This is a genomic window from Planctomycetia bacterium (genome assembly GCA_021413845.1).
In the GTDB taxonomy this organism is placed as follows: domain Bacteria; phylum Planctomycetota; class Planctomycetia; order Pirellulales; family PNKZ01; genus PNKZ01.
Genome location: JAIOPP010000103.1, coordinates 1 through 1,986 on the forward strand (window position 1 = coordinate 1; position 1,986 = coordinate 1,986).

Consider the following 1,986-nt stretch of genomic DNA (forward strand, 5'->3'; position numbering starts at 1 on the left):
TGGCCATCTTTCCTCCATGCGTCCATTGGTATCGCGAGGGGGCGATTGTCGATCACCTTCCGCGTCATACTGTCACTTATGATTACGACGACGACGCGACCGCCGGGCGCAAAACTCCCCAATGGTTACGGACGCTCGCCCGACCGTGGCGGGGATATATCGTCGAAATTCGGTTCGACGACCTAGCAGTCCGTTGATCTAACGGTTAATCGGTTTCGAGTTAGGACGTCGTGGCACGCGAGTACGGAATTGCGAAGCATTTGATCCAGACGATGAATCGATCGTCAACGGTTGCGGTCGTGATCCTGAGCATCGTCGCGACAAGTTGCACAAGCACGGCGAGCGCGCGAAGGCCCTGGAGAGCCTTCGGCTTGCCGACTCCGCACAGTCGGCGGAGAATCCGACCGAGATTGTGCGCGGCGGCCGCAATCAAGTACCGCTTCGTCACGTCGACCAGCCCGCGCAACCAACTGCGACGCATCCCGCCCGAGTCGCAGACGTGGGCGAAGCTCCGTTCGACCCGTTCGCTCCGCAGACGGCCGAGGCGTTTGCCTTTGGCCCGCCGCATCCGTCTTCGGTTCTCGTACACGGCTCGTTGCAAGTTCGGTGATTTGTCGGTCCAGGTGCGGTCGTGCGCGTGCTTCGGCTCGGGGACGTACGTCCGCAGCCCGAGAGCATCGCACAACTCGATCGTCCCGGCCGAGTGGTAGCCCTTGTCGGCCGCCGCCTCTTCGATCTCCGTCTCGATCTCGGCCTGCTGCAAGTTCTCTTGAGCTTTCAACACGCTGTCGACCATCGTCTGCGAATCGCCGTGGTCGGCCGGACGAATCTCGGCCGCCAAAATCAAGTCGCTCTCCAGGTCGACCACATGCTCGGCCTTGTACGCCAAGTGCGTCCGACCGTCTTTCAACTGCGTGATTTTGGCGTCGGGATCGACGGGCGAGGTCCACTCGTCGTTCGAGACCTTCTTGTTCTTCCGCCCCTTGTCGAAGCGGCGAATCTCCTCGTCGGTCGGCTCGTGTTTCGCGTCGATCTTCCCTTCTTCCTTCATCAACCGCACGACGTACTGCCGCCAGTCTTCGCCCGTGTCGCGGCGGAGAATGCTCTTCATCGCCGCATTCGCCTCCAGCGTCGTACTATCGACGCCCACCGTCTTGCCCGAGAGGAGTCGCTTCTCGTCGGCGAGCTTTAAGACGAACTGAAACACCTCGTCGAACACTTCCTGCGGCAACCGCTTCCGTGTGTACGAGAGGGTCGAATGATCGGGCGTCGCCTCCTGCTGACCGTAGTTCAGGAACTCGGCTAAACTGCGACTGTCGCCGCACCGCCAGGCAATGCCTCGCTGGGAATCGATTCCCTCGAAGTAGCCCACCAGCAGCATGCGGAAGAAGGTCCCAGGTGGGATCGATTCGCGGCCCGGCTGGTCGGCCGCTTCGTAATACGGTTCGCAGCGGCCTTCGATCCAGCGGTCGAACTCCGCCTCCGCCAACAGCTCGTTCAGCTTCCGATAAAACGGATGACCGGCCGAACGGGCCAATTCCGACGTCGCCACGAATAACGTCTCCTGCCGTCGCTTCCGCCGTCCCATCGACATCGCGTCATTCTCCTCGTCGCATCACGATCTCAGGCCCGACATGAGCATAGCGCGACGGGCAAAAAATCAACAGGCTGCTAGCGGTCAAAAGAGGTAGTGCTGATCAGTGCTGCGATATCGCGGAGAACTCAGATATAGAGCGTTGCAAAAATCGAGGCATCCATTGCCTTCGCGCGTCAATTCGTAAAAGCCGTAGAGATGGTAGCCGTGGTTTTTTAGTACGGTCTCAATTTCGCCGAATGTCGTCTGCTCCGTATAGACTTGAGAGAAATGCACTTCTAGATAAATGCAATCAATATCCGCGGATTCGAGCATCGGACGCGCGCCTGCGAGTGCGAGTTTTTCGGCACCTTGAATATCAAGCTTCAATAAGTGAACTCTCGCGATATTGT

The 1,986-nt window shown here is 59.0% G+C and carries 1 protein-coding gene and 1 pseudogene; both read right to left on the reverse strand.

Features of this window, described 5'->3' with window-relative positions:
- Window positions 1-469: 469 nt before the first annotated feature.
- A pseudogene (locus K8U03_19420) lies at window positions 470-1,594 on the reverse strand (transposase).
- A gap of 84 nt (window positions 1,595-1,678) precedes the next feature.
- On the reverse strand, window positions 1,679-1,986 hold a 308-nt coding region (locus K8U03_19425; GenBank protein MCE9607061.1), incomplete at its 5' end, for an FkbM family methyltransferase.